We start from the raw sequence: 21659 nt of genomic DNA on the forward strand, positions 1-21659 counted from the left end.
GAGGACGCCATGGCGCTGATGGCGATCGGAGGGCACATCTTTCAGGCGATCGGGCTGAACGGTCAGAGCATCGAGACCAGTACCGAATCCAATTGGGTGGACGTGCCGCGGTTCGGCATGGTCGACAGCGCGCAGATGCACGGCTGGCGGCGAGCCGAGATGTCGATCCGCGGCGTGCTGTATCCCGACCAGATCGGCGGGCTGGCGGACTACGAGGCGATCCGGGCGAGCCAGTACGGCACCAGGCCGCTGCCTCTGCTGCGGATGGGCCGCGGATTCAGCGCGCGGGTGATCGGCGCGGTGACGATCGAGCGCGTATCGGACCTCGAAGAATACGGCGGCAAGAAGATCGCCTTCACGATCGATTTGAAGGGGCATTCATGACCGCGTTCGACCGGCTTTACACGGTGCGGCGCGACGGCCTGCGGCTGGACCATATCGCCCGCGACGAACTCGGCAGCGAGCGCGGCGGCACCGTCGAGAGCATCCTGGCGCTCAATCCGGGGCTGGCGGCGCTGGGCTGGATCATCCCGATCGGCACCGTGATCAAGCTGCCGCCGCGGCCGAGCGCCAGCACGCCGCAGATCAAGGTCGCCCGCGTCTGGGGCGACGCATGACGGCGCCGATTCTCAAGGTCATGAAGGCCGGCATCGACCTGATGCCCGGCATGGCGCCGTACTTCATCAGCGCGACGTTCACCGACAATGCCGGCGAGGAAACCGACGAGTTCGAGATCGAGCTCGACGACAACTGGCGCCAGATCCCGCTGCCGCAGGAAGACGATCTGCTGATCGTGTTCGCCGGCTATGAGGAGACCGGCGTTGCGATGATCGGCGCCTTCAAGGTCAACGGCTGGGAGACCGGCTGCGAGGCCGGACCCGAGACGATGACGATGACGGCGCGCGCCGCGACGATGTCCGGCGAATTCAAGGCTGGCGGGCTGAAGCACTGGGACGATTCCACGCTCGGCGAGGTGCTGGAAGACGCCGCCAAGGCGGCGAAGCTGTCGCTGGCGATCGACCCGGAACTGGCGAAGGTCAAGCTGCCCTACACGCTGCGCTGGGAGAACAGCCCGATCGACTTCGCCATCCGCGTCGCGGCCGAGGCCGGCGGCACCGTCAAGCCCGGCGGCGAGAAGCTCGCGGTGACCAAGAAGGGCTCCGGCAAGGGCGCGGGCGGCGCCGAGCTGCCGCCGATCATCATCAACCGGATCGGCTGCTCGGGCTGGCGGATCAAGGGCGAGCCGCGGCCCAGGCACAAGGCCGTGGTGGCGTCCTGGCATGACCCGAAGACCGGCAAGCGCAAGTCGATCCGCTGTTCGACCGGCCAGAAGACCGGCCCGACCCACACGCTGCTGCATCCGCGCGCCAGCGAGGACGAAGCCAAGCGCGCCGCCGAGGCGCGCGGGCGCGAGCTGAACATGCTGACCGGCGGCGGGCATTTCACCGACATCTACAACCCGGCCTGGTCGGCCGGCGCGAAGGTGATCGCCAGCGGGTTCGGCGACGGCATCGACGGCACGTGGCTGTCGGAATCGATCTCGACGACATGGGCGAAGGACTCGCCGGTGCTGTCGACGATCACCGTGAAGGCGCCGGCCGAGGGCAAGAGCGAGGGCGGAAAAGGCAGTGGATCGAAAGGCGGAACGTCCGGCGAGGCCGGCGTGCCGTCGACCGGCAACGTGGCCTGACAGGAGAGACGCCGATGAAGGACCCGACATGACGGCTGGCAGACGCCTCGGCGCGGCCGCCATCGGCCTCACACTGATCGCGGCGGCGCCGGCCGGCGCCTGCGACCGGCGATGCGCCGGCCTCGCGTCGTTCTACGGCAGCGAGTCCGGCACCCGCACGGCCTCCGGTCAGCGCTTTCATCCCGGCGGGATGACGGCGGCGCACCGCTGCCTGCCGTTCGGCACCAAGCTGCGCGTGACCTACGCCGGCCGCAGCGTCGTCGTGACGATCAACGACCGCGGCCCGTTCATCCGCCCCCGGGTGCTCGATCTGTCGGAAGGCGCGGCCCGCGTCATCGGCCTGACCAGCCGGGGCGTCGGGCCGGTCGGATGTGAAGTCGTGGGAGTTGTGCGATGAGCCACCAATGCCCGATTGCAGGCTGCTCGGCCGCCGTCCCGGCGGAGGTGTTCATGTGCGCTCGCCACTGGCGCATGGTGCCGAAGCCGCTGCAGGCGGCCGTCTACGAATCGTTTCGCTCGACCGGCCGGTTGAGCGACAACCACCGCGAGGCGGTGCGAGTGGTCGAGGCCGCGGAGGCTGGACGGACCGCGCTCGATCTCCTGGCCGGGATGAAGGCCCTGACGATCTGGCAGCCATGGGCGTCGCTGGTGATGATCGGGGCGAAACCGTACGAGTTTCGGCGCTGGCGCTTCGCGGATCGTCCGCATCTGGCCAAGTTGATCGGGCAGCGGATTGTCGTCCACGCCGGCGCCAGGCCTGCCCGGCCGGCCGAGCTGCTCGACATCCTGGAGCGGATCGACCAAGGCGAGAGCGCCCTCGATCGGGCGATCGCGCGGCCCTTCCTCGAGGAGCTGCTCGCGGCGCGCCTTCGCAAGGAGACCGGACCTGCGCCGCTGGCGGCCGCTTTGGGCACCGCCGTGCTCGGCGAGCCCCGCAACTGCCTGGACCTGTTCGTCGACACCGTCGCCGACAGCACCCGGATCGACGAGCACATGTACGCCTGGCCGTTGACGGACGTGCAGGCCTTTCCGGAGCCGATCCCGGCCGCCGGGGCGCAGGGTTTCTGGAATTTCACGTGAGAGGAAGGGTGACGGGGTCCGGGAATTACCCGGTCGCGGGTCCAGTTTGGCGACGAGCCCGCGAAGCGACGCAGAAGAATTGCCGCCACCCCGCCGAGGCTCTGACGAGCGACCGCGGCGTGGCACGATTCGGATTAACAGGACATGGAGACCATCCGCTGCGCCCGATGCCGGGCGCTGCTGTTTCGCGCGGCCGGCGGCGCAATCGCCGCGCCCGTCGAGATCAAATGCCGCCGCTGCGGCAGCATCAACATCCTGAGGCCGACAGAGCCCCCATCAGAGCGCCGCGAGCGTCGAGACGAAAGGTCTCACGCTCATGTCGAAGCCAAAGCCCCACCATCCGCCGGTGCCCGGCCCCTACGAACGGCCTTGGACTGATGTCCCGAGATACATTTACGGCACCCAGGCCGTCGCCGGGTTCGGCACCCGGTGGTTCTACGTCGCCCGGATCGAGCGGGCCCTGGCCTGCGAGATGGTCATCCGGCACCACTATTCCGGCCGCATCGTCAAGAACAGCTATGTCCACCTCGGGGTGTTCATCGACGGGCAGATCGTGGGCGTCATGCAGTTCGGCTATGCGCTCAATCCGGCCGCGATGGGCAAGGTGGTCGAGGGGTCCAGCTCGATCGACTATCTCGAACTCAACCGGATGTGGCTGTCCGACGCCGCCCCGCGCAACAGCGAAAGCCGGGCGATCGCCTATGCCGTCCGGTACATCAAGGAGGTCATGCCGCAGGTCAGCTGGCTTCAGACCTTCGCCGACGAGCGCTGCGGCGGCTGGGGGGTGGTCTATCAGGCGGCGAACTTCACCTACGTCGGGTGCCACTTCACGGCCTTCTACGAGCTGGACGGCGAGTTTTTCCACGAGATGCTGCTGTCGGCTCACTCGAAGATGGGGCAGCGCGGGGCCTATCTCAGGCAGAACCTCGACCGGGCGACCCGCCAGACCTTCCGCCAGTTCCGCTATGTGTTCTTCATCCGCCGCAGCTGGCGGAAGAGGCTGCGCCTGGCGCCGAAGCCCTACCCGAAGCGGTGGTTGGAGGCCCCTTCAACGGCACCGGCGGCCGGCAAAACCGTTGCCATGTGATCTTGCGCGCGCTGCCATTTGATTTTGCGCGCTACAGCAGATCGGACGGCCCACCCGAAGCCCCCTCACCGCTGCCACACAACAGACTCTAAGTTATTGAAATCATTGGAGCGGGTGAAGGGAATCGAACCCTCGTATTCAGCTTGGAAGGCTGCTGCTCTACCATTGAGCTACACCCGCGACGAAGCCCCCGTAACACGTTCGCCGCGGGCTCTCAACTCCCCTCGCCGGCGCACCACCAACTTCGTCGCCCGGTCGCTCTTGGCTTTGTCCTGTTCATAGGCCGCACCACCGCCCGCTTTGCTGCCGATCTGCGGAACAGAATCGACCGTCCCTGGTTTCCGGTCCGACCGCAGGAGGCGGATGATTGGAGCGGAGGCGACGATGGGGTTCTTCAGCAAGGACATTCAGACGATGGAGGACCTGCTGCTGCACGGCCTCCGCGACATCTATTACGCCGAGCAGCAGATCACCAAGGCGCTGCCGAAGATGATCGAGCAGGCTACCAACCGCGATCTGACTCAGGGCCTGAAGGCGCATCTGGAAGAAACCGAGAAGCAGATCGAGCGGCTCGACCAGGTGTTCAAAAAGCTCGGCGAAAAGCCGTCCGGCGTGAACTGCCCCGCAATCGACGGCCTGATCAAGGAAGCCGACGAGACCGCCGGCGAGATCGCCGACCGGACCGTGCTCGACGCCGCGATCGTCGCCAACGCGCAGGCGGTCGAGCACTACGAAATCGCCCGCTACGGCACCCTGATCGCCTGGGCCGAGGAGCTGGGCCACGACGACATCGTCCGTTTCCTCACCACCAACCTCAACGAGGAAAAGGCCGCCAACACCAAGCTCAACACCGTCGCGCTCCGCAAGGGCGTCAATCGCAAAGCCGCAAGCTGAAAGGAAACCACCGCATGAACCGCACCGCACTCGTTCTCGGCTGCCTGTTGGTCGCCACCCCGGCGCTGGCGCAATCGGTCACCGAGAAGACAGGCGTCAATTCGGTGCTCGGCATCGCGCCGTCCACCGCCGATTTCGTCAAGCAGGTCGCGATCAGCGACATGTACGAGATCCAGTCGAGCCAGCTCGCGGAGCGTAAGGGAAACTCCGCCCAGCAGGCGTTCGCCAAGCAGATGATCAACGACCACACCAAGACGTCCAGCGAGCTGAAGTCACTGGTGACGGACGGCAAGGTCAAAGCCGAGCTGCCGACTGCGCTGGATTCCGCCCACCAGGACAAGCTGGACAAGCTGAAGAACGCCAGCGGCGCCGAGTTCAGCGAAACCTATGACGAGCAGCAGATCAGCGCCCACAAGGACGCGGTCTCGTTGTTCGAGCGCTACGCCAAGGGCGGCGACAACGACGCGCTGAAGAACTGGGCCGGCACCACGCTGCCGAAGCTGCAGCACCACCTCCAAATGGCGCAGCAGCTCGAACGCGACCGCACCAACACCACCTCGAAATCCAAATCCAGCAACTAACCGTCATCGCACAATCTTCAGGTGACGACACGGCCCGGCGGCGCAATCCGCCGGGCCGTTGTATTTTTACCCAGCGCCGCGGAAGGGCATCTCCTAAAGCGACCCGCGCCGGCCGGTGGAACCGAAAACTCCACTCGCGCATTGTCGGCAGTCAGCGGTATGGGGGCTTGTACGTGACACGACCATCGGCACGCGTCGGCCGAGGGCTCGCTTACGGCGCGCCCTCCGGCCGGACGAAATGAGATCGCTTGGACAGGAGCCGCGCCAATGGCGGAGATCACCGATACCACGGAGACCACCGAAACGCTCGAGCGGCCGCCCGAAGCGGACCCGGCCGAACCGGCCCCGAAGCCCAAGCCGGTCCCTGGCTACGACGTTGTGTATGTCCCGGACGTGGTGCGGGAGGGCCTGCCCTTCCCGCTCGGCGCCTGCTGGGATGGCAATGGAACCAATTTTGCGCTGTTCTCCGCCAACGCCACCAAGGTCGAGGTCTGCCTGTTCGACGGCGACACCGAGCGCCGGATCGAGCTGCCCGAATACACCGACGAGGTGTTTCACGGTTACATTCCGGACATCGGTCCCGGCACCTTTTACGGTTATCGCGTCTACGGACCGTATGAACCGGAGAACGGCCACCGCTTCAATCCGAACAAGCTGCTGCTCGATCCTTACGCGCGCGCCCATGCCGGTGAACTGACCTGGGATCCGGCCGTGTTCGGCTATGTGATGGAGAGCGGCGACGACACCACCTTCGACGAGCGCGACAGTGCGCGATTCGTGCCGAAATGTGTGGTGGTCGATCCGGATTTCGATTGGAAGGGCGAGCCCGGCCGCCAATCCGTGCCGTGGGATCAGACCATCGTCTACGAGACCCACGTCAAGGGCTTCACCATGCTGCACCCGGAGGTACCGGACAATCTTCGCGGCACCTATGCGGGCTTCGGCACCAAACCGGTCGTCGATTACATCGCTTCGCTCGGCGTCACCGCAGTCGAACTGCTGCCGATCCACACCTTCGTCAACGACAGCTATCTGCTCGACAAGAAGCTGGTGAACTATTGGGGCTACAACACCATCGGCTTCTTCGCCCCCGACCCGCGCTATGCCGCCGACGTGCCAAACAGTCTGCGCGAGTTCAAGGAGATGGTAGCGCGGCTGCACGATGTCGGTCTCGCGGTGATCCTCGACGTCGTCTACAACCACACTGCCGAGGGCAACGAACTCGGCCCGACGCTGTCGTTCAAGGGCATCGACAACGCCAGCTATTACCGGCTGCTGCCGGAACAGAAGCGCTACTACATCAACGACACCGGCACCGGCAACACCGTCAACCTCACGCATCCGCGCGTGATCCAGATGGTCAACGACAGCCTGCGCTACTGGGCGGGCGAGATGCACATCGACGGCTTCCGCTTCGACCTCGGCACCATCCTGGCGCGCGAGCATTACGGCTTCGACGAGCAGAGCGGCTTTCTGAAAGCCGTGATGCAGGATCCGCTGCTCGCCTCGGTGAAGCTGATCGCCGAGCCATGGGACTGCGGCCCCGGCGGCTATCAGGTCGGGGGATTCCCGCCCGGCTGGGCGGAATGGAACGACAAGTTCCGCGACACCGTGCGCGACTATTGGCGCGGCGAAGCCCCGGCGGCGGCGCTGGCGCCGCGGCTGTCGGCCTCCGGCGATGTGTTCAACCGCCAGGGCCGGCGCGCCTGGGCGAGCGTCAACTTCATCACCGCCCATGACGGCTTCACGTTGAACGACTGGGCGAGCTACAACGACAAGCACAACGCCGCCAATGGCGAGGATGGCAAGGACGGCCATTCGGACAACCGCTCGTGGAACTGTGGCGCCGAAGGGCCGACCGACGACGAAGCGATCCTCAGCTTACGCGAACGCCAGAAGCGCAACATGCTGGCGACGCTGCTGCTGGCCCAAGGCACGCCGATGCTGCTCGCCGGCGACGAATTCGGCCGCACCCAGAACGGCAACAACAACGCCTATTGTCAGGACAACGAGATCTCCTGGGTGCATTGGGATCATGACGAGGCCGCACAGCACCTACGGAGCTTCACGCAGCGGCTGATCGAACTCCGCCGGACCAATCCGACGCTGCGCCGCAGTCGGTTCCTGACCGGGCAATACGACGAGCAGCTCGAGGTTCGGGACGTCACCTGGATCAACGCCAATGGCGGCGAGATGCAGCAGGAGCACTGGGACGACGGCAACGTGAAATGCTTCGGCATGCTGCTCGACGGCCGGGCGCAGACGACAGGCATCCACAAGCAGGGCCAAGAGGCCACCGTGCTGCTGATCCTGAACAGCTTCGACGGCGTCGTCGACTTCACCCTTCCTGAGGTTCCGCACGGCTCGAAATGGGCGCTGCTGATCGACACCAACCTGTCCGACGGCATTCCCGACAAGCAGTTCGATTGCGGTGAGGTTTATCAAGTCACGGCCCGCTCGGTCCTGCTGTTCGGGCTCACCGAGTAGTCACGTCCCACGCCGGCGCGAGTGCGCCGGCGTGGTGCCACTAATTTGCGCAGGTCCTGCCGCAAGATAGCGGGAACGCAGGGTTCGTTTTGCGATTGAGAATAGCAATGTCGGCCGACGCACCGTCCGCCGTTCTCGATCAGCAACGGGAGCTCTTCAGGTGATCATTCGCGCGGGGTACAACATCGCCTTTCACTGCTTTCAGGAAACGCCGATCAATCTCTTGCTCAGCGTGCATCCCTCGCGCGCGCAGCATGTGATCGGCGATCATATCATCAAGTTCTCGCCTGACGTGCCAGCGCGCGACTTCACCGACATGTTCGGCAATGTCTGCACCCGGATCGTCGCGCCCCCCGGCCGCATCGACATCAGCAATGACTTTCTGATCGAGGATTCCGGCCTGCCCGACGAAGTCGCGCCCGGCGCCCGCCAGATCCCGGTAGCCGAGCTGCCGGACGAGGTGATGGTGTATCTGCTCGGCAGCCGCTATTGCGACACCGACAAACTGTCGAACCTCGCCTGGTCGCTATTCGGCGGCATTGATTCAGGCTGGGAGCGGGTGCAGGCGATCGTCGACTACGTGCACGATCGCATCACCTTCGGCTATCAATTCGCCCGCAACGACCGCACCGCCTCCGAAGGTCACGCCGAGCAGATTGGCGTTTGCCGTGACTTCGCGCATCTTGCGGTCGCGCTGTGCCGCTGCATGAACATTCCGGCGCGGTACTGCACAGGTTATCTCGGCGATATCGGCGTGCCGGTAGACCCGGCACCGATGGATTTTTCCGCGTGGTTCGAAGTCTATCTCGACGGCCGCTGGTACACCTTCGACGCCCGCCACAACACGCCGCGGATCGGCCGCATCGTCATCGCCCGCGGCCGCGACGCCGCCGATGTGGCGATCTCCACCTCGTTCGGCGTCACCAACCTGCTGAACTTCGAAGTGATCACCCACGAGGTGACCGACCAGACCGCTGCTGCGACACCACTGTCGAAGGTGGCGTAAGCCCTTACCCGGAGTCGATCGTCGTTGCGAGCGCAGCGTAGCAATCCAGCCTCCGGCACGAACATCTGGATTGCTTCGTCGCTTCGCTCCTCGCAATGACGCGGGGTCGCGCTCCCCTCGACAGCGGCAATCCTCCGAGAGCGGTTCATCGTTTGATTGAAACGATCCGACCTTTCCGAAGGCACTGTGTCCTCATCCTGAGGAGCGCGGCGAAGCCGGGCGTCTCGAAGGATCAGGCAACGCATTCCGTGCGTCACATGGTTCGAGACGGCGCTACGCGCCTCCTCACCATGAGCTTGTGCGTGTGGCAGGCGGTGCGGATCAGCTCTGATTCGATGAAAAGAAGAACTGCTCTAACGAAAAAGCGGCCGGGCTTGCACCCGACCGCTCGCAACCGAGACGGAAACGTTCAGTTGGTGATCACGCCGAGATTGGTCTCCGAGCCTTCATTGCCCGGCACGGTGATCCGGACCTCGTGGCCGAACTTGATGGCGTTGGAAGCCGCGGCGCAGGCGGCTTCGAACGCCGCTTCCTTGCTGGCATAGTCGCCGGTCGGATCGTCGTCGTGACGGATCCCCCACCGGTCATCGCTGCCGATGATGTCGTAGTAGGCCTTACCCATGCGCACCTCCATTTCCTTGCGATAATGGCGGCGGCTGGCGATGGTTCCTTGACGACGCGCGGCGGAAGCAGCTCCGCCGCAACGTCGTCGACCGCTCCGTGGCGGGCAATCAGGCGGCGCGGACGCTGTTGAGAAAGCGTGCGACCTCGACCTTCAACCGGTTGCTGTCTTCCGACAGCGAGCGGGCGGCTGACAGCACCTCCGACGACGCCGAGCCCGTCTCGGTGGCGCCACGCTGAACGTCGGCGATATTGACCGAGACCTGCTGGGTGCCTTGCGCGGCCTGCTGCACGTTGCGGGATATCTCCTGCGTCGCCGCGCCCTGCTCCTCCACCGCCGCCGCAATGGTCGACGCGATCTCGGACATCCGGCCGATGGTCTCGCCGATCGCCCTGATCGCCGACACCGACTGTCCGGTCGCCGCCTGAATCGCACCGATCTGCTGGGTAATTTCGTCGGTGGCCTTGGCGGTCTGATCGGCCAGCGCCTTCACTTCCGCCGCCACCACCGCAAAGCCGCGCCCGGCCTCGCCGGCGCGCGCAGCCTCGATCGTGGCGTTGAGCGCAAGCAGGTTGGTCTGGCCCGCCACGGTGTTGATCAGCTCGACGACGTCGCCGATCCGCGCCGCCGCCTTCGCCAGATCCTCGACCCGGTCGTTGGTCTGCTGCGCCTGCTCCACGGCATCGTGCGCCATCCGCGCCGATTCCTGGACCTGCCGGCTGATTTCGTTGACCGACGAGGTCATCTCCTCGGTCGCCGAGGCGACCGACTGGACGTTGGTGGAGGCCTCCTCCGAGGCCGAGGCGACCATGGTCGCCAGTTCCTCCGAACGCTCGGCGGTGCCGGTCAGCGAGGTGGCCGAACTTTCCAGCTCCGTCGATGCGGTCGACACCGTCTCGACGATCTCGCCGATCGCGCTTTCGAACTCGTCGGCGAGTTTGATCATGTCCTGCTTGCGCTGCCGCGCGATCGCTTCGTCCTGGGCGATCCGCGCCTCGGCTTCGTCGCGAGCCTTGCGTTCGGCGTTGGCCTGGATCACGCGGACGGTCTTGCCGATGTCGCCGATCTCGTCGCCGCGCTCGGCTCCGGCGATGGTGACGTCGAGCTTGCCCGACGCGAGGCGTCCGAGGGCTTCGTTCAACCGGGTCAGCGGACGCGCCACACCGAGGAACGAGAACACCGCCGAACCGATCAGCACCAGGATGATGGCCGAGCCGAACATCAGGTTCAGCGTATTCGACGCGGTGACCTCCGCGGCGGCCTTGGCCTTGGCGTCGGCGACGGCACGCTGGCTCTGTTCCACCGAGTCCCGCAGCAGTTTCGCCGCCTTGTTGGCGATCGGAACGGTGCGATCGCGGCTAATGCTGTTCTTCAGCTTGTCGGCGGCGATCGCCTCGTCGGTGAGCACGAGATAGCGCTTCACCATTTGTTCGAGTTCGGCGAGCCCCGGCTTGATCTTGGAGTCGGCAACGGCAGCGGCGTTCTTCAACGCCCTGAAGGTCGCCGCAGCGTTGTTGTCGAGCTTGCTCTTGTAGTCTTTGTCGTCGACGACAAAGAACTGCCATCCCACTGCCTGAATGCCGTCGAACGCGCCGTTGGCTTCCCGGAGGCTCGCTTCAAGGGCGACGCTGTCCGGCAGGCCGTCAGCGGGTACCAAGGCGATGGCGGCCGCGAGCTTGGCATCCCATTCGGCCGACAGCGCGACGCGCTTGGCATTGGCCTCGAGGACACGCTTCTGCTGCTCGGCCTGTTCGTCTGCGCCGACCGCATAGTCTGCGGTCATCTGCTTGATCTGGCCGAACAGTTCTTTGTCCTTCGGTTCGGTGGCGAGCGCCAGCACCGCATCGATCAGTTTCGCCTGCGCCGTCTTGGCCTCGGCGAACTGCTTGCGCCGAGTGTCGAATTCCTTGGTCGACCGCACCATCCGAACCCCGCGCACCGCGAGCTGCATGTTGCGCATCTCCGATTCCGCGATCAGCGCATTCTCGGAAATCTGAGCCTGGAGGTCGGCATGCCGGCTGGACGCCTGGATCGCCGAGGCCGTCAGCCGCTGGTTCACCACCATTGCAACCGCGAGTACGATGCCAATCAGGCCGGCGACTGCGAGCTTGTTGCCAATTCGATTGAACTTCTTCATGGGATCCCCCTCGGCTCTAGGCGTATCACCGGGGATCTTTGAGACAGTTAACAATGGAACCGGTACAACTACGAGTTCGGCTAAGCTCCCCCTGAGTGTTTGAAAGGTATGAACTGGTCTATTTGTCGCTTAGCTCGGGGCTGAATCCGATCGATTCGGGGCCCCTCAGAAAGAACTATGTGCGCCGTTGTTGCGAGATGTCGGTAACCTTCACATTGACAGTGCGGGTCCGGCCGTCGCGCTCAACTGTCAGCTTGACGTCGCGGCCGATGCCGGTGTCTTCCAGGGCAGCGGCCAGGTCGGACATGCCGTGGACCGGCTTGCCATCGGCCTCGGTGATAACGTCCCGGACATAGCCGTCGTCGGTGGCGCCTTCGAGCCCGGCCTTGGCCGCTGGCGAATCCGGCAGGGTCCGTAAAATCACGACGCCGTCGATTCCGAGTTGCGCGGTTTCGTTCTCCCGCGCCGCGATGATGCCGATGCCAGGCACCGGCACCGTGCCATTGGTGATCAACGCCGTGACGACGCGATTGACCGCATCGACCGGAATCGCGAAGCCGATCCCGGCCGAGGCGCCCGAGCCGGAGATGATCGCGGTGTTGATGCCGATCAGCCGGCCGGCGCTGTCGAGCAACGGACCGCCGGAATTGCCTGGATTGATGGCCGCGTCGGTCTGGATCACGCCGCGGACCTCGTGTGCCGCCGCGGTCGGCAGTCGGCGCCGTAGCGCGCTGACGATTCCCGTGGTGAGGGTCTGTTCGAGGCCATACGGATTGCCGATCGCGTAAGTCGCCTGCCCGACCTGCAGATCTTCCGAGCTGCCGATTGCGATCGGCCGCAGCGGCGTGTGCGGCCGCTCGAGCTGCAGCACCGCCAGATCGTAGTTTGGTGCGGCGCCGACGACGCGCGCGGTGACGAATTCGCCCGACGCCATCCGGACGCCGAGCTGACTGGCGTTCTGGATGACGTGATTGTTGGTGACGACATGACCGGCCGCATCCCAGATCACGCCGGAGCCGGATTGCACCGGCGCCTCCTGCTGAGCAAAGAACGGCGACACCCGCTGCTGGGTCTGCGCGAACACGTGCACCACGGAGGGCGACACCTGCTTGAACAGCTCGATCGTGGCCTTCTCCGCAGGCGCCAGATCACCGCGCGCGGTGACGGTGCGCGGGCCGGTGACGGAGAACCACAGCGCGCTGAGATAAGGCTGCGCCACCCAGAATGTCGCCAGCACCAGCAGCCAGACGATCGCGATGCGCAGCAACAGGTCGTTACGCCTGGCTCGCCGGAGCTGGGCCTCCTCACGAACCTGTGGATCGAAACCAGGGGGCGGTGGCGAATGGGGCGGGAGCGACGTCATGGCGAGATCGTCTCGAACAAAGGCAGGTCGGCCGCGAGTGAGCGTCGGCGCCCGCAGCCTGTCAGCGCTAATGCACCAGGTTCCATCTGGTTCCATCTAGGCCGAGGATGCGGTCTGATGCAGGCGCCGAACGCGGATGGTTAACAATGCATGCACCGCGGAGCCGTGAGCGGCCACCGCATTACTTCGAGTCCATGATGGCCCAGACGAGGCTGCCGGCGCTGGCGCGGTGGCGGCGCGGCTTCTATATCATGCCGGTTCCCGCCTCGGATCTTCGGCCTCCCGATCGATCCAAACCCCGAGTCGATCGACATGACAGGTTCGTTGTCCAACATGATGCTGGTGATTTCGGTCTGGGCGCTGCCGCTCCTGATCGCGATCACCTTCCACGAAGCCGCGCACGCCTATGTGGCCAAGCTGTGTGGCGACAACACCGCCTGGATGCTGGGGCGCGTCAGCTTCAACCCGATCAAGCACGTCGATCCGTTCGGCACGGTGCTGCTGCCGCTGCTCCTGCTGGTGATCCAGTCACCGTTTCTGTTCGGCTATGCCAAGCCGGTGCCGGTGAACTTCCGCAATCTGCGCAATCCGCGGCGCGACATGGTGCTGGTCGCCGCTGCGGGACCGGCGATCAATCTGGTGCTGGCGGCGCTGGCGGGGCTCGCGTTTCATCTGGTCGGCTACGTGCCGGGCCAAGCCGGCCAATGGCTGATGCAAAATCTCGCCAATGCGCTGCTGATCAACGTCGTGCTGGCGATTTTCAACCTGCTGCCGATTCCGCCGCTCGACGGCGGCCGGATCGCCGTCGGCATCCTGCCGCGCGCGCTGGCGAACCCGCTGGCGCGGCTGGAGCCTTACGGCATGCTGATCCTGCTCGGGCTGATCTTCATCCTGCCGCTCGCCGGCATCGGCGTGGCCACGCAGTTCATCGCGCAATCCAGCAGGGTCGTGGTCCAGGCAATTCTGATGCTCACCGGTAACGTCTGACCGCGTCGTCCTCAGGTGGTGTTTCAGTAAGCATCGCGCGCCATTCGATTAACTCTGCGACAGGATGCGCGAAGAGGCGGAACCGCAGTCGCGGCGGCCGCTTGGTACGACGGGGCGAGACCTGTTCGCGGCGCAGCTATTCCAGCAGCGCCGCGGCTTAACGGGACAACGACCGTGACCACAGCCGCAACCACTTCTCCGACCTCTCCGACCTCGACACCAGCCTCCGCACCCGATCGCGATCCGCCGACACCGACGCGGCGCGACTTTCTGTTCATCGCCACCGGCGCCATGGCGGCGGTCGGTGCGGCAGCGGCGATTTGGCCGTTCATCGATCAGATGGAGCCGGACGCCTCGACGCTGGCCTCGGGCGCTCCGATCGATGTCGACCTCAGCGCCATTCAGCCCGGGCAGCAGATCCTCGTTCGCTGGCGCGATCGCCCGATCTTCATCAACCGACGCACGCCGCAGGCGCTGCAATCGCTGCAAACCCCTGCCCTACTGGCCCGGCTGTCCGACCCGACCTCGAGCGTGCGGCAGCAACCCGACTACGCCGATAATTGGCACCGCTCGGTCAATCCGGAGTTCGGCGTGATGGTCGGCATCTGCACCCATCTCGGCTGCATCCCGACATTCGAGCCGCTGCCGACCGACATGCCGTCGTCAGAGCATTGGGTGGGCGGTTACTTCTGCACCTGCCACGGCTCCAAATACGATCTCGCCGGCCGGGTCTTCAGCGGCGTTCCGGCGCCGTACAATCTACCGGTGCCGCCGTATCATTTCATCGGCGATGCCAAGATCCGGATCGGCGAGAATCCACCGACCAGCAAATTCGACTTCTCCACGATCCGCCAGATCTGAGGATCGCCTCCGGGGAACGTTCGCGTCCGCCCGCCGTTGGCCGCCCATCAGCGAGGCAACATCATGCAACACAGGAAATTGCACGACGACGGCGGACAGACGACCTGGGTGATCGTGCTCGAAACCGGCGACGAGGTGATGCAATGCATGCAGCGCTTCGCCGAGGAGCAAGGCATCTTCGCCGCACAGTTCAGCGCGATCGGGGCGTTTCGCCGGGTCGTGCTGAACTACTTCGATTGGGACGCCAAGCAGTACATCCGGATCCCGGTCGATCAGCAGGTCGAAGTCGCCTCGCTCACCGGCGACATCGCACAAGCGCCGTCCGGCAAACCGGCGCTGCACATCCACCTCGTCGTCGGTCGCCGAGACGGCAGCGCGATGGCAGGCCATCTCGGTGAAGGCCATGTGCGGCCGACGCTGGAGATCGTGCTGACCGAGAGCCCGACCTTGCTACGCAAGGCATACGATCCGGAGTCCGGTCTGGCGTTGATCCGTCCCAGCACCGCTTGATCAAGAGCAGACGGTTACGCTCGTACGCCATCGTCCGGTCGCGCCCCAGCATACGAGCCGTCGTCGGACCGAACGCTCAAAAGCCGGTGAGCCCGCCGAAATTTCGACCTTCTGGGGCCTCTCGGTCGCAACGTTACTTCTATCGCGTCGTTGGACCGCACATCCCCTTCTGAACTCGAACGGGTGCGTCGCGCACCGGCGGAACACAATCATGAACGTCAGCGAATTCATTTGGCAGCGGCTCTCCGAATGGGGACTCAGCCGCGTGTATGGCTATCCGGGTGATGGTGTCGGCGGGCTGGACGTCGCGCTCGAGAAGGCCAAGGACAAGATGGACTACGTCCAGGTCCGCCACGAGGAAATGGCCGCCTTCATGGCCTCGGCGCATGCCAAATTCACCGGTCAGGTCGGGCTGTGCTACGCCACGTCCGGCCCCGGCGCGATCCATCTCCTCAATGGATTGTATGACGCCAAGCTGGATCATGTCGGCGTGGTGGCGCTGGTCGGACAGCAGGCCCGCAGCGCGATCGGTGCCAACTACCAGCAGGAAGTCGATCTGCAGAACCTGTTCGCCGACGTCTGCGAATACGTCGCGATGGCCAGCGTGCCCGAGCAGGTCAGGCACCTGATCGATCGAGCGGTCCGAATCGCCCACGACAGGCGCGGCATCACCTGCGTGATTCTTCCAAACGATCTGCAAGAGCTCGATTTTCAGGATCCGCCGATGGCACACGGCGCCACCCACACCGGCGTCGGTCATGCCTTTCCTGCCCAGATCCCCGATGAAGACGGGCTGAAAGCGGCTGCGAACGTGCTCAACGCCGGCAAGAAGGTGGCGATGCTGGTCGGCGCTGGCGCGCTCGGCGCCACCGACGAAGTCATCGCGGTTGCGGAGCGGCTTCAGGCCGGCGTCGCCAAGGCGCTGCTCGGCAAGGCGGCGCTGCCCGACGATCTGCCGTTCGTCACCGGCTCGATCGGCTTGCTCGGCACCCGGCCGAGTTGGGACTTGATGAAGGGCTGCGACACCTTCCTGATGGTCGGCTCGTCATTTCCATACAGCGAATTCCTACCACGGCCCGGTGATGCGCGCGGCGTCCAGATCGACATCGATGGACGGCGGCTCAGCCTGCGCTATCCGATGGAGATCAATCTCGTCGGCGACAGTGCCAAGACGCTCCGCGTACTGCTGCCGATGTTGAATCAGAAGGACGAGACCTCATGGCGGCGCGGCATCGTGCGCGGTGTCAAATCCTGGTGGGAGACGCTGGAGAACCGCGCGATGGTGGGGGCCGATCCGCTCAATCCCCAACGGGTATTCTGGGAGCTGTCGCCGCGGCTGCCGGACAACGCCATCATCACGGCCGACTCCGGCTCGGTCGCGAACTGGTACGCCCGCGATCTGAAGATGCGCCGCGGCATGAAGGCGTCGCTGTCCGGCGGACTTGCTTCGCTCGGTGCCGGCACGCCCTACGCGGTCGCCGGCAAGATGGCCTATCCGGACCGCACCGTGATCGCCTGCATGGGCGACGGCGCGATGCAGATGAATGGCCTCAACGTGATGATCACCATCTCCAAATACTGGAAGCAGTGGTCGAACCCGAGACTGATCGTATTGGTGCTCAACAACCGCGACCTCAACCAGGTGACCTGGGAAGAGCGCATCCAGCTCGGCGCCGGCAAGACCGAGTCGACCCAGAGCATTCCCGATTTCCCGTATCACAAATATGCCGAGCTGCTCGGCCTGAAGGGCGTCTTCGTCGACAATCCCGATCGCGTTGGTGCGGCGTGGGACGAGGCTCTCGCGGCCGACCGGCCGGTGATCCTCGAGGCCTATACCGACCCGAACATTCCACCGCTTCCGCCCCACATCACGCTGAAGGACGCCAAGAACTTCATGACCATGATGGGCGACGAGCCCGAACTCAGCAGCGTGCTGAAGAACAGCGCCAAGGAGTTGATCGCCACGGTGCTACCTGGCAAGGGTTGAGGCGATGACGCCTGCGGTCATCATCGACGGCTTGCACGTGCGTGCCTTCACGATTCCGACCGATCGGCCGGAAGCCGATGGCACGCTGTCGTGGGATCGCACCACCATCGTGTTGGTCGAGGCCTCCGGCGGCGGCCGCACTGGCATCGGCTACACCTATGCGTCGGAGATGATCGGCGGCCTGATCACCGGCAAGCTCGCCGAGGTGGTGACGGGCGGCGACGCGCTCGCCCCGCAGGCGGCGTGGCGGGCGATGCAGCGCGCCGTCCGCAACCTCGGGCGCAGCGGTCTGGCGGCCACCGCTATCGCGGCGGTCGACACCGCACTGTACGATCTCAAGGCTAGGCTGCTCGACGTCTCGCTCGCTGCCCTGCTCGGCTGCTACCGCGACGAGGTGGTGATCTACGGCAGCGGCGGCTTCACCAGCTACACGGAGGCTGATGTGGAAGAGCAGCTCGCCGGCTGGGTCGAACGCGACGGCTGCTCCCTCGTCAAGATGAAGGTCGGCAGCGAGCCGGCACGCGATCCGTCAAGGGTGCGCGCCGTCAGCCGGGCGCTCGATGATCGCGCAACGCTGTTCGTCGACGCAAATGGCGCTTACGGCGTGAAGCAGGCGTTGCGGTTGTCGCAGCGGTTTGCCGAACAAGGCGTCGGCTGGTTCGAAGAGCCGGTTTCGTCCGACGACCTCGACGGATTGCGTGCAATTCGCGAGCGTGCGCCGTTCGGCATGGAGATCGCGGCCGGCGAATACACTTACACGCTCGATGACGCCCGCACGATGCTTGCCGCCGAAGCAATCGATGTGATGCAGGCCGACGTGACCCGCTGCGCCGGCATCACCGGCTTTCTGCAGATCGCCGCGCTGTGTGAAGCGCACCATATCGACCTGTCCGGCCATTGCGCGCCGGCGCTACATCTGCACGTCGCCTGCGCGGCGCCGCGGTTGCGCCACCTCGAATGGTTTCACGACCACGTCCGGATCGAGCGCATGTTGTTCGAAGGCGCGCCGGTGCCGCGCGACGGAGTGATCCGTCCCGATTTGTCGCGGCCCGGCAACGGGCTCGCTTTCAAGGCGCAGGACGCAGCCCGCTACGCTGCCTGAGGACAGGACGCATGAACCGTCAGAACCTGTTTCTACTGTGCGCAGCGATCGGAGCCGGAGCCGCCCTTGTGGCGCACAACCGGCGCGGGCCGCCACTGCGCCGGATCGGGCCGCATCACGAGACGTCCGGGCGCGCCGCAATGCCCGCCACGGTGATCGCCGCCCGCCGCCTCAACCGCGCTGCCGGGCTGCTCGCTACCTCGGTGCTGACCGACAGCGGCGTCGAACACTATCGCGGCGCATTCAAGAACAAGGCGATGTACACTCCGCTCGTGGTGTCGGCGGCGACGCTGGCGATCAGCCTGCACGGCACCGCCGACATGCGGCCGGCGGCACATCGCAGCCGGGATCTCACCTACACGGTCGCCGCGATCACTGGCTTGGTCGGCACCGGCTTCCATTTTTACAATGTCGGCAGAAAGCTCGGAGGCTTTTGCTGGCAAAACCTGTTCTACGGCGCGCCGCTCGGGGCACCGATGGCGATTCTGTTGTCCGGCCTGCTCGGCTTCGCGTCGGAGCGGGTGCGCGAGACAGAGCACGGTCGGCGGCCGGAGATCTGGACCATGCCCGCCGGCCGGGTGCTGGCCGTCGTGATCGGCGGCGGCCTGCTCGGCACCACCGCGGAGGCCGCGCTGCTGCATTTCCGCGGCGCCTATCACAACCCGGCGATGCTGCTGCCGGTGACACTGCCGCCAGTCGGCGCCGCGATGATGGCGGCGATCGCTGCCGGCCCGCGCACCGAACACAGTGCGGCGCGGCTATGGATGTGGGTGCTGGTGGTGATGGGCTTCGCCGGCGCCGGCTTCCACGCCTATGGGGTCTCCCGCAACATGGGCGGCTTCTACAATTGGAGCCAAAACATCCTCAACGGCCCGCCGCTGCCGGCGCCGCCGAGCTTTTCCGGGTTGGCGCTCGCCGGCCTCGCCTGCATCGATCTGGTCAGGGAGCATCCCGATGCGTGATCCATCCCGCAGCCTCAAACCCACCGACCGCTACCCCGGCTACGACGTGCTGGCCAAGCGCAACGGTCCGTCGTGGAACGCCAAGACCCGCCAAGTGATCAGCCGCCGGCTCGCGATCACTTCCGAGCCGCGCTATTTCAACGCCGACGAATTCGCCACCGTGCAGGCGCTCGCCGAGCTGATCGTGCCACAGCCGGCCGATCGGCCGCCGGTGCCGGTCGCCGCGCTGATCGACGACCGGCTACACCTCGGCAAGTCCGACGGCTACCGGCTGCCAAACATGCCGAGGGACGGCGAAGCCTGGAAACGGGGAGTTGCAGCGCTCGACGCCGAGGCGCGAGCGGCGCATGGCCGGCGCTTCGCCGAGCTGTCGAAGCCACTGCAGACCGAACTGATCGAGCGGATGCAACGCGATGAGCTGTCCGACCCGGCCTGGGGCGAAATGCAGCCGAGCCAATTCTGGAAGCGGCGGCTGGGGCGCGACGTGGTGATGGCGTATTACGCCCACCCCTCGGCGTGGAGCGAGATCGGCTGGGGCGGCCCAGCGAGCCCTCGCGGCTACGTCCGGCTGGACTTCAATGATCGCGACCCGTGGGAAGCGGCGGAAGCCGAAGGCTTCGACGACGATACCGCAAGGAGAATCAATCGTGGTGTGCGCTGATCCGCTGCAAGCGCCGCGCGCCACCGACGGCCGCGCTCCCGACGTCTTCCGGCCCGGCGGTTGGGTGCCGATGCGGCAATATCGCGACAGCGAGGCGGTCGACTTCGTCATCGTCGGCACCGGTGCCGGCGGCGGCACGCTGGCCTGCCGGTTGGCCGAGCAGGGTTTTTCAGTGGTGGCGCTCGACGCCGGGCCGTACTTCCGCCCGCTCGAGGATTTCGCCTCCGACGAGGCCGAACAGACCAAGCTGTACTGGACCGACGACCGCATCGTCGACGGCGACAACCCGCTGCAGATGGGCAGCAATAACAGCGGCAAGGCGATCGGCGGCTCGACCGTGCACTTCGCAATGGTCTCGCTGCGGTTTCGGCCCGAATGGTTCAAGGCGCGCAGCAAGCTCGGCTACGGCGCCGACTGGCCGATCGACTGGCGCGAGATGTGGCATTACTACGCCGAGGTCGAGGATGCGCTGAAGATCGCCGGCCCGGTGACCTATCCGTGGGGGCCGAAGCGACCGCGCTATCCGTATCGCGCGCATCCGCTTAACGCGGCCGCCCGCGTGCTTGCCAAGGGCTGCGAGGCCATGGGCGTGTCATGGACCGAGACCCCGCTGGCGACACTGTCCGCGCCGCGCGGGCTGGCGCATCCTTGCGTGTATCGGGGCTTCTGCGTCACCGGCTGTTCGACCAACGCCAAGCAGAGCGTGCTGGTGACTTGGCTGCCGCGCGCGCTCGCGGCAGGCGCCGAAATCCGCGATTTGGCGATGGTCGGACGGATCGAGACCAACCACGACGGGCTGGCGAGCGGCGTGCACTATGTCCGCAATGGCGAATGGCGGTTTCAGCGCGCCCGCAACGTCGTGGTCGCCGGCTACGCGATCGAGACGCCGCGACTGCTGCTGAACTCCGCCACCGACCGCTATCCCGACGGCCTCGCCAACTCATCCGGCCTGGTCGGCAAAAACCTGATGGTGCAGGCCAACCAAGCGGTGTGGGGCACGATGGACGACGCAATCCGCAGCTACAAGGGGCCGCCGTCGCTGGCGATCACCGAGCACTGGAACTACGACGACGACAAGGATTTCTTCGGCGGCTACGCCTATATGAGCCAGGGGCCATTGCCGCAATTGTGGGCCAACACCCAGATCGGCGCGCACGGCCTGTGGGGCGAGCGGTTGATGACCGCAATGCAGGATTACAACCACGTCGTCGGCCTGAAGATCGTCGGCGAAACCATGCCGCAGGAGCGCAACCGAGTCACGTTGGCGGACGAGGTAGACCAATACGGCCTGCGAATCCCGCGCATCACCTTCTCGTATTGCGAGAACGACAAGAAGCTCATCGCCCATTCGCTCAATTTCATGGGTCAGGCGCTGGCCGCCGCCGACGCACGCGACATCTGGACCCAGGACGACGACACCTGCCACCTCAACGGCACCGCGCGGATGGGCAACGACCCGCGTACCAGCGTGGTCGACGCCGACTGCCGAAGCTGGGATATCCCAAACCTATGGATCTGCGACGGCTCGGTGTTTCCGACTGTCGGCGGCGTCAACCCATCGCTGACCATCCAGGCGATCGCTTGTCGCACCGCAGACCGGATTCGGGAGATGGCCCGGTGTAGCGAGTTCGCCGTAGCGTGA

General features: G+C 65.5%; 22 protein-coding genes and 1 tRNA gene. 19 read left to right on the forward strand and 4 right to left on the reverse strand.

Going from position 1 to position 21659, the window contains the following annotated elements; all coding sequences use genetic code 11:
• Window positions 1–9 precede the first annotated feature (9 nt).
• The 7 genes from DNX69_RS10930 (at window position 10) to DNX69_RS10960 (ending at window position 3857) form a co-directional block, all read left to right on the forward strand.
• Window positions 10–384, forward strand: coding sequence for a phage tail protein (locus DNX69_RS10930; protein ID WP_110785978.1), 375 nt, complete (start codon window positions 10–12; stop codon window positions 382–384).
• Entirely contained in the window at window positions 381–617 is a 237-nt protein-coding gene (locus DNX69_RS10935) for a tail protein X (RefSeq protein ID WP_110785979.1), read from the forward strand. Before DNX69_RS10930 ends, DNX69_RS10935 begins: the two co-directional genes overlap by 4 nt.
• Window positions 614–1690, forward strand: coding sequence for a phage late control D family protein (locus DNX69_RS10940; RefSeq protein WP_110785980.1), 1077 nt, complete (start codon window positions 614–616; stop codon window positions 1688–1690). The genes DNX69_RS10935 and DNX69_RS10940 overlap by 4 nt, the downstream gene beginning before the upstream one ends.
• A 28-nt stretch (window positions 1691–1718) precedes the next feature.
• Window positions 1719–2087: a septal ring lytic transglycosylase RlpA family protein gene (locus DNX69_RS10945; protein ID WP_110785981.1), complete on the forward strand. Its 369-nt coding sequence runs from the start codon at window positions 1719–1721 to the stop codon at window positions 2085–2087.
• Window positions 2084–2770, forward strand: coding sequence for a hypothetical protein (locus DNX69_RS10950; protein WP_110785982.1), 687 nt, complete (start codon window positions 2084–2086; stop codon window positions 2768–2770). The genes DNX69_RS10945 and DNX69_RS10950 overlap by 4 nt, the downstream gene beginning before the upstream one ends.
• Window positions 2771–2914: 144 nt before the next feature.
• Window positions 2915–3148 (forward strand): Com family DNA-binding transcriptional regulator, encoded by a 234-nt coding sequence (locus DNX69_RS26895; protein ID WP_110785984.1) that lies wholly within the window; start codon window positions 2915–2917, stop codon window positions 3146–3148.
• A complete protein-coding gene (locus DNX69_RS10960; protein ID WP_110785985.1) occupies window positions 3087–3857 on the forward strand; it encodes a hypothetical protein in 771 nt (256 codons plus the stop codon). Before DNX69_RS26895 ends, DNX69_RS10960 begins: the two co-directional genes overlap by 62 nt.
• A 106-nt stretch (window positions 3858–3963) precedes the next feature.
• On the opposite strand, the gene DNX69_RS10965 is transcribed toward DNX69_RS10960, so the two are convergent.
• A tRNA-Gly gene (locus DNX69_RS10965) sits at window positions 3964–4037 on the reverse strand.
• Window positions 4038–4241: 204 nt separating this feature from the next.
• On the opposite strand from DNX69_RS10965, the gene DNX69_RS10970 reads away from it, so the two are divergent.
• The 4 genes from DNX69_RS10970 to DNX69_RS10985 all read left to right on the forward strand — a co-directional run bounded on the left by DNX69_RS10970 (window position 4242) and on the right by DNX69_RS10985 (window position 8825).
• Window positions 4242–4751: a ferritin-like domain-containing protein gene (locus DNX69_RS10970; RefSeq protein WP_110785986.1), complete on the forward strand. Its 510-nt coding sequence runs from the start codon at window positions 4242–4244 to the stop codon at window positions 4749–4751.
• Window positions 4752–4765: 14 nt separating this feature from the next.
• Window positions 4766–5332 (forward strand): DUF4142 domain-containing protein, encoded by a 567-nt coding sequence (locus DNX69_RS10975; RefSeq protein WP_110785987.1) that lies wholly within the window; start codon window positions 4766–4768, stop codon window positions 5330–5332.
• 267 nt (window positions 5333–5599) lie between these two features.
• Window positions 5600–7819 (forward strand): glycogen debranching protein GlgX, encoded by a 2220-nt coding sequence (gene glgX, locus DNX69_RS10980; RefSeq protein ID WP_110785988.1) that lies wholly within the window; start codon window positions 5600–5602, stop codon window positions 7817–7819.
• Between the two features lie 160 nt (window positions 7820–7979).
• Window positions 7980–8825 carry a transglutaminase-like domain-containing protein gene (locus DNX69_RS10985; RefSeq protein WP_110785989.1) on the forward strand — a complete coding sequence of 282 codons (846 nt, stop codon included), beginning with the start codon at window positions 7980–7982 and terminating at the stop codon, window positions 8823–8825.
• A 409-nt stretch (window positions 8826–9234) separates the two neighbouring features.
• Here the strand turns inward: DNX69_RS10985 and DNX69_RS10995 are convergent, their stop codons facing one another.
• The 3 genes from DNX69_RS10995 to DNX69_RS11005 form a co-directional block, all read right to left on the reverse strand.
• A complete protein-coding gene (locus DNX69_RS10995) occupies window positions 9235–9447 on the reverse strand; it encodes a hypothetical protein (protein ID WP_110786077.1) in 213 nt (70 codons plus the stop codon).
• A 109-nt stretch (window positions 9448–9556) separates the two neighbouring features.
• Window positions 9557–11584, reverse strand: coding sequence for a methyl-accepting chemotaxis protein (locus tag DNX69_RS11000; protein ID WP_110785990.1), 2028 nt, complete (start codon window positions 11582–11584; stop codon window positions 9557–9559).
• A 175-nt stretch (window positions 11585–11759) separates the two neighbouring features.
• Window positions 11760–12947 (reverse strand): S1C family serine protease, encoded by a 1188-nt coding sequence (locus DNX69_RS11005; protein ID WP_110785991.1) that lies wholly within the window; start codon window positions 12945–12947, stop codon window positions 11760–11762.
• A gap of 312 nt (window positions 12948–13259) precedes the next feature.
• On the opposite strand from DNX69_RS11005, the gene DNX69_RS11010 reads away from it, so the two are divergent.
• The 8 genes from DNX69_RS11010 (at window position 13260) to DNX69_RS11045 (ending at window position 21659) form a co-directional block, all read left to right on the forward strand.
• A complete protein-coding gene (locus DNX69_RS11010) occupies window positions 13260–13934 on the forward strand; it encodes a site-2 protease family protein (protein ID WP_110785993.1) in 675 nt (224 codons plus the stop codon).
• A gap of 174 nt (window positions 13935–14108) precedes the next feature.
• Window positions 14109–14795 carry a ubiquinol-cytochrome c reductase iron-sulfur subunit gene (gene petA, locus DNX69_RS11015; protein ID WP_110785994.1) on the forward strand — a complete coding sequence of 229 codons (687 nt, stop codon included), beginning with the start codon at window positions 14109–14111 and terminating at the stop codon, window positions 14793–14795.
• A gap of 63 nt (window positions 14796–14858) precedes the next feature.
• Entirely contained in the window at window positions 14859–15305 is a 447-nt protein-coding gene (locus DNX69_RS11020; protein WP_110786078.1) for a PPC domain-containing DNA-binding protein, read from the forward strand.
• 211 nt (window positions 15306–15516) lie between these two features.
• Window positions 15517–17292, forward strand: coding sequence for a thiamine pyrophosphate-requiring protein (locus DNX69_RS11025; protein ID WP_110785995.1), 1776 nt, complete (start codon window positions 15517–15519; stop codon window positions 17290–17292).
• A gap of 4 nt (window positions 17293–17296) precedes the next feature.
• Window positions 17297–18394 (forward strand): enolase C-terminal domain-like protein, encoded by a 1098-nt coding sequence (locus DNX69_RS11030; protein WP_110785996.1) that lies wholly within the window; start codon window positions 17297–17299, stop codon window positions 18392–18394.
• Window positions 18395–18405: 11 nt separating this feature from the next.
• Window positions 18406–19356 carry a hypothetical protein gene (locus DNX69_RS11035; protein WP_110785997.1) on the forward strand — a complete coding sequence of 317 codons (951 nt, stop codon included), beginning with the start codon at window positions 18406–18408 and terminating at the stop codon, window positions 19354–19356.
• Window positions 19349–20017, forward strand: a complete 669-nt coding sequence (locus DNX69_RS11040; protein ID WP_110785998.1) for a gluconate 2-dehydrogenase subunit 3 family protein — start codon at window positions 19349–19351, stop codon at window positions 20015–20017. The genes DNX69_RS11035 and DNX69_RS11040 overlap by 8 nt, the downstream gene beginning before the upstream one ends.
• Entirely contained in the window at window positions 20007–21659 is a 1653-nt protein-coding gene (locus DNX69_RS11045) for a GMC family oxidoreductase (protein ID WP_234826925.1), read from the forward strand. Before DNX69_RS11040 ends, DNX69_RS11045 begins: the two co-directional genes overlap by 11 nt.

The sequence above is a fragment of the Rhodopseudomonas palustris genome, from assembly GCF_003226555.1.
Taxonomy (GTDB): Bacteria; Pseudomonadota; Alphaproteobacteria; order Rhizobiales; family Xanthobacteraceae; genus Rhodopseudomonas; species Rhodopseudomonas palustris_I.